This is a genomic window from Segeticoccus rhizosphaerae, assembly GCF_009192725.1.
Taxonomy (GTDB): Bacteria; Actinomycetota; Actinomycetes; order Actinomycetales; family Dermatophilaceae; genus Segeticoccus; species Segeticoccus rhizosphaerae.
The window spans coordinates 1-5,477 of sequence record NZ_VOHR01000257.1 but is presented as its reverse complement, the minus strand read 5'-3'; the positions used below and the strand labels follow the sequence as shown (position 1 = coordinate 5,477).

The window sequence follows — 5,477 nt, the reverse complement described above, 5'->3', positions numbered from 1 at the left end:
TCACGTCACAGGACCTTCGGGGTGGGGCGCGACACGTGACGCCCCGGAATCTGGCAGGCTCGGACCATGAGCACCACGGCGCGGACAGCGAGAGGGCGGCGACGGCGCGGTCGTCGGGCTCACCTGCGGCTCGCTTGGCCGGTTCGTGGGCCGCCGGATCCACCTCGAACGGCGGCTCACCGTCCAGGTGGAGCGTCCAACCGACCAGGCGAGGGGGCCGCTCCCGACGGCGGAGGGCCTCGACCAGAGGCTCGGGCCACAGGTGCTGGTGCACGTCGATGCTGCCTCGAGGCACGTCATACGGGCTCATGACCGGGCGCCTCCTCACCACGTATGGATGGTTTAACCGCTTCACTGAACCCTTTCAGTGAAGCGGTTAAACGAGAGTCTGTCAACCACTCTCGCGGCATCGGGCCACGGGACGACTAGCGTTGGGCCATGGCCGGCCGACGCAAGCGACTGACCCTGCGCGACATCGCCGACGAGACGGGGTTGTCGGTCGCGGCGGTCTCCTACGCGCTGCGCGGCATCCAGGTGCCGGAGGAGACCCAGGTCCGCGTGCGCGAGGCGGCCGACCGGCTGGGCTACGAGGCCGATCCGATCGCCCGGGCCCTCGCCTCCGGCCGCACCGACACCGTGGGCGTGCTCTGCGGTTCGCTCGAGGACAACTGGCAGCAGTCGGTCGCGGCGGCCCTCGGCCGGGCGTTGCTCGAGGCGGGGCTCACGTCGGCGATCGTCGACGCCGTGAACGACCCGCTCACCGAGGTGACCATGACCAAGCGCCTGGTCGACCAGCACGTGGACGCGATCATCACCCTCCCGCTCGACCCGCGGTCACCGCACTGGGTCGAGGCGGCCCGCGACGTGCCGATCGTGGCGGTCGGCGACGGGTTGCCTGGCGCGGCGACGGCCGCTGAGGTGGTCTTCGACAACACGGCCGGCGTCACCGACGGCCTCACCCGGCTGGCGGACGCCGGGCACACCCGCGTCGCGCTGCTCACGCCCGGCGGCGTCGAGACACCGGATCGCCCGGCCGAGGCCGTGGTGCGCAAGCTGGCACCCACGCTGGGGGTCTACGCCGACTTCCTCACGACGCCCCACGACCTCGAGGCGGCGAGCCAGGTCGTGCAGGAGGTCCTGTCGAGCGAGGACCCCCCGACTGCCTTCCTGTGCCTGTCCGACTCGATCGCCTACGGGGTCTATGCGGCGGCGGCCGAGCTCGGGCGCACGATCCCGGACGACCTGTCCGTGATCGGCTACGACGACCGTCCCGTCTCGCGGCTGCTCAGCCCACCGTTGTCCACCTACCGCTGGCCGATGGCCGAGCTCGTCGCCACGGTCGTCAAGGTCACGACCAAGGCCATCGCCGGCAAGCACAGCAGGCGCAAGGTACTCCCTCCGACGCCGCAGCCGCGCGCGTCGGTGGGCCCGCCGCCGCGCTGACCGGCGCGCGACCCTCAAGAACTGCTGGTGGGAGCTGACGTCGCGTCGCTCCTCAGGTCAGGCCCTTGGACGACAGCCAGTCCTTCGCGACCGTGTTGGGGTTCTTCTTGTCCGACACGACCTTCTTCACCAGCTCGCCGAGCTGTGCCGTGTCCAGCTTCTGCGACACGGCGTTGAGCGCCGCCTTGACGGTGTCACCGGCCTTGGCCTTGTTGATCAGCGGCACGACGTTCTGGGCGGCGAAGAGGTTCTTCGGGTCCTGCAGGATGACCCAGCCGTTCTGCGCGATGGAGGGGTCGGTGGTGAAGACGTCGGCAGCATCGACCCGGCCCGACTTCAGCGCCTGGATGGTCAGCGGCCCGGCGGTGTCGAGCGAGACGAACGACTTGAAGTTGAGGCCGTACTTCTTCTTCAGACCCGGCACACCCGTCTCGCGGGTCTTCCACTCCGGCGGGCCACCGAGGTTCAGCTTGCCGGCCACTGGCTTGAGGTCACCGATCGACTTCAGGTTGTACTTCTGCGCGGTCTGCTTGGTGACCACCACCGCGTCCTTGTCCTGCGCCGCGGACTTGTCCAGGACGATGAGGTTTGCCGGCAGCGCCTTCTGCAACGCGGCATACACGTCATCGGGTGAGACCGCCGTGGCCTTCTTGTCGAAGTACTGCAGCAGGACTCCGGTGTACTCCGGGATCAGGTCGATCGATCCGTCCTTGAGGCCGGGGATGTAGGTCTCGCGGCTGCCGATGTTGGGCTTGGTCTCGACCTTGACCCCCTTGGCCTTGAGCGCCTCGGCGTAGATGTTCATCAGCAGCACGTTCTCGGGGAAGTTGGCCGAGCCGACCACGATCGTGTCGGAGGCCGCCGTCTTGCCGGTGGCCGCGTTGCCGAGGGGCGACGAGCCATTGTCACTGCCGCAGGCGGCCACACCCAGCAATCCCACCACCGAGACCAACGTGACGAGCGTCCTCGAGCGGTTCATGGTGCTTCTCCTGTCGGTTCAGTTGATCAGGTGCGGGGGGTCAGCGTGCCGTGGAGAGCGTGTTCACGGACTCGGCCTCGATCACGTCGGAGCTTGCTGTGGTCCGAGCGTAGCGGCCGGTCAGTCCGCGGGAAACGACAAATCGCTGCACCGCGATCAGGACCAGGTCCACGAGCAGCGCCAGCACGGCCACCAGCACCGCGCCTGCCGCCATCTGGGGGAAGTCCTGCTGGGCGAGGCCGTCGATCACGAACCGGCCCAGGCCGCCGAGGGAGACGTAGGCCGCCACGGTCGCGGTGGCGATGATCTGCAGTGCCGCGCTGCGGATGCCGGAGATGATCAGCGGTAGGGCGCAGGGAGTCTCGACCTGGGTGAGCACCTGTCCACCCGTCATACCCATGCCGTAGGCGGCGTCGCGGGCCTCGGCGTCGACGTTCTGGATGCCGGCGTAGGTGTTGGTGAGGATCGGCGGAATGGCGAGCAGGACCAGCACGATCACGGTGGGCAGCAGGTAGGCGATGCTGAACGGGAGGCTGCCCGACATCACCAGGACGATCAGGGTCAGCAGGCCGAGGCTCGGCAGAGCGCGGAACGAGTTGGCGATGCCGGCGATGAGGAAGGTGCCCTTGCCGGTGTGCCCGATGTACATGCCCAGCGGCAGCGCGATGAGGGCGGCGATGACCAGCGAGATCGCGGAGTACTCGAGGTGCTGGACCAGCCGGTGCACGATCCCCTCGGTGCCGCTCCAGTGGGCCGGGTCGGTCAGCCAGTCGATGATCTGGTTGATCACGGCGTTGCCTCCTGCCGGCGCCAGGGCGTCAGGACCTTGGTCACGCCGAGGATGATCGCGTCGAAGACGAGCGCGAGGATGACACACCCGATGATCCCCAGGCCGATGGGGGTGTAGTACTGCAGCTGGAAGCCCGACGTGAACAGCTGTCCCAGCTGCGGCACGCCGATGATCGCGGCCACCGACACGAGGCTGACGTTGGAGACGGTGGCGACCCGGACGCCAGCGGCGATGACCGGCACCGCGATGGGCAGCTCGACCCGGATCAGCCGGCCGAGCCCCTTGTAGCCCATCGCGGTCGCGGCCTGGGTGACGTCGTCGGGGACCGAGGCGAGGCCGTCCGCGACCGTGCGGACGAGCAGCGCGAGGGTGTAGAGCGACAGGGCGATGATGATGTTGACCGGGCTGAGGATCTGGGTGCCGAGGATCAGCGGCATGAAGACGAACAGGGCCAGCGACGGGATGGTGTAGAGCAAGCCCGTCACGGCCACGAGCGGTGCGTAGACGAGCCGGTAGCGGTTGGCCAGCCACCCGATCGGCAGCGCGAGCGCCAGCCCGATGAAGAGCGGCGCCAGCGACAGGACCACGTGCCAGCCGGTCCAGCGCAGCAGCGTGCTGGCGTTGTCGGAGATGTAGGAGAGCATCAGCCGGTCCCGCTGCCCGCCCCGGCGCCGCTGCGGGCGTCGCTGCGCCGGGCTTCGATGAGGTCGAGCACCTCCTGCGCCGTGACGGTGCCGAGGAGACGGCCGTCCGCGTCCACGATCACGCCGCGACTCGAGGGTGACGACAGCGCGGCGTCGAGCGCCTCGCGCAACGTGCCGTCCTGCTTGGCCGTGGTGCCCCCTCGGTGCAGTCGGCTCCCCTCCGCCGGCCCGGTGTCGTCGCTGGAAGCACGGTCCACCCAACCGGCTGGCCTCCCGTCGCTGTCGACGGCGAGGACCCACCGGTCGGCCGAACCGCCGTCAACGCTCACCTCCGAGCCCAGCCGGACCGTCTCCTCGGCGTGCACCGGGATCTCGCCGGAGCGCGCGAACCCGAGTGCGCGGTAGCCGCGGTCACGTCCGACGAAGTCAGCGACGAAGTCGTCGACCGGCCGGGCCAGCAGGTCCGCGGGGGCGGCGAGCTGCGCCAGGTGTCCGCCGACCCGCAGCACCGCCACCTGGTCACCGAGCTTGATCGCCTCGTCGATGTCGTGGGTGACGAAGACGATGGTCTTGCCGAGCTCGTCCTGCAGCCGCAGGAACTCGTCCTGGAGCTGGTGCCGCACGATCGGGTCGACCGCGCTGAACGGCTCGTCCATCAGCATCACCGGAGGATCGGCCGCCAGCGCCCGGGCGACACCCACGCGCTGCTGCTGTCCGCCCGACAGCTGGCCGGGGTAGCGGTCGACGAGCTCGCTGGAGAGGCCCACCCGGTCGAGCAGCTCGCGGGCCCGGTCGCGCGCCTGCTTCTTGTCCCAGCCGAGCAGCTTGGGCACGGTGGTGACGTTGTCGAGGATGGTGCGGTGGGGGAACAGTCCCGCGTGCTGGATGACGTAGCCGATCCCGCGCCGCAGCTCGGCGGCGTTCATGCTGGCCGTGTCACGGTCGTCGATGAGGATGCGACCACCGGTCGGCTCGATCATCCGGTTGATCATCCGCAGCGAGGTCGTCTTGCCGCAGCCGGACGGACCGACAAGGACGGTGATCTGACCGGTCGGTGCCTCCAGGGTCAGTTCGTCGACAGCCTTGGTGCCGTCCGGGTACTGCTTCGAGACGCCGTCAAAGCGGATCATGTGCTTCAACCTAACCGAGATGGCCGACACAATCATCGAGTGACAGACACCAATACCGGCGATGACGTCGCGGGACGGCCACGAGTCGACCTCGACGGCGCACCGCTCCGCCTGGCCGACCTGCCCGGCATCGCGGGCGGCTGCGGGGTCTCACCGACCGCGGCCGGCCTCGCACGTAACCGGGAGAGTTACGAGCTGGCGGTGCGACTCGCCTCCGAGAGGCCGCTCTACGGGCGCTCCACCGGGGTGGGCGCCAACCGGGACGCCGCGACGCAGGAGGCGTATGGACGTCCGCCCACCGAGGCCTCCACCGACCAGTCTGTCCAGCCTCCGGGTGGCCGGACGGAGCCGACCGGTGCTCCCACTGGTCCGGGTGGCGCTCCGGGCGGGACGGATCCGGCGGTGCGGCTGCTGCGCTCGCACGCCGCCGGCACCGGCCCCCTCTACGAGCCGGCCACCGTCCGGTGCGCCCTGGCCATCCGCGCCAACCA

At 69.6% G+C, this 5,477-nt stretch carries 6 protein-coding genes and 1 pseudogene; 2 read left to right on the top strand and 5 right to left on the bottom strand.

The window, feature by feature from the left end; all coding sequences use genetic code 11:
- Positions 1-310, bottom strand: a pseudogene (locus FRW57_RS24115) (hypothetical protein); the annotation flags it as partial.
- 128 nt (positions 311-438) lie between these two features.
- Here FRW57_RS24115 and FRW57_RS16560 point away from each other — a divergent pair.
- Positions 439-1,443, top strand: a complete 1,005-nt coding sequence (locus FRW57_RS16560) for a LacI family DNA-binding transcriptional regulator (protein ID WP_152186518.1) — start codon at positions 439-441, stop codon at positions 1,441-1,443.
- A 52-nt stretch (positions 1,444-1,495) separates the two neighbouring features.
- On the opposite strand, the gene FRW57_RS16555 is transcribed toward FRW57_RS16560, so the two are convergent.
- The 4 genes from FRW57_RS16555 to FRW57_RS16540 are packed head-to-tail and all read right to left on the bottom strand — an operon-like array spanning position 1,496 to position 4,986.
- Entirely contained in the window at positions 1,496-2,422 is a 927-nt protein-coding gene (locus FRW57_RS16555) for an ABC transporter substrate-binding protein (protein ID WP_152186517.1), read from the bottom strand.
- A gap of 40 nt (positions 2,423-2,462) precedes the next feature.
- Positions 2,463-3,212, bottom strand: a complete 750-nt coding sequence (locus tag FRW57_RS16550; RefSeq protein ID WP_203230375.1) for an ABC transporter permease — start codon at positions 3,210-3,212, stop codon at positions 2,463-2,465.
- A complete protein-coding gene (locus tag FRW57_RS16545; RefSeq protein WP_137121893.1) occupies positions 3,209-3,856 on the bottom strand; it encodes an ABC transporter permease in 648 nt (215 codons plus the stop codon). The genes FRW57_RS16550 and FRW57_RS16545 overlap by 4 nt, the downstream gene beginning before the upstream one ends.
- Positions 3,856-4,986, bottom strand: coding sequence for an ABC transporter ATP-binding protein (locus FRW57_RS16540; RefSeq protein ID WP_152186516.1), 1,131 nt, complete (start codon positions 4,984-4,986; stop codon positions 3,856-3,858). Before FRW57_RS16540 ends, FRW57_RS16545 begins: the two co-directional genes overlap by 1 nt.
- 39 nt (positions 4,987-5,025) lie before the next feature.
- On the opposite strand from FRW57_RS16540, the gene FRW57_RS16535 reads away from it, so the two are divergent.
- Positions 5,026-5,477, top strand: a 452-nt coding sequence (locus tag FRW57_RS16535; RefSeq protein ID WP_162529392.1) for an aromatic amino acid lyase, incomplete at its 3' end; no start/stop codon positions are given.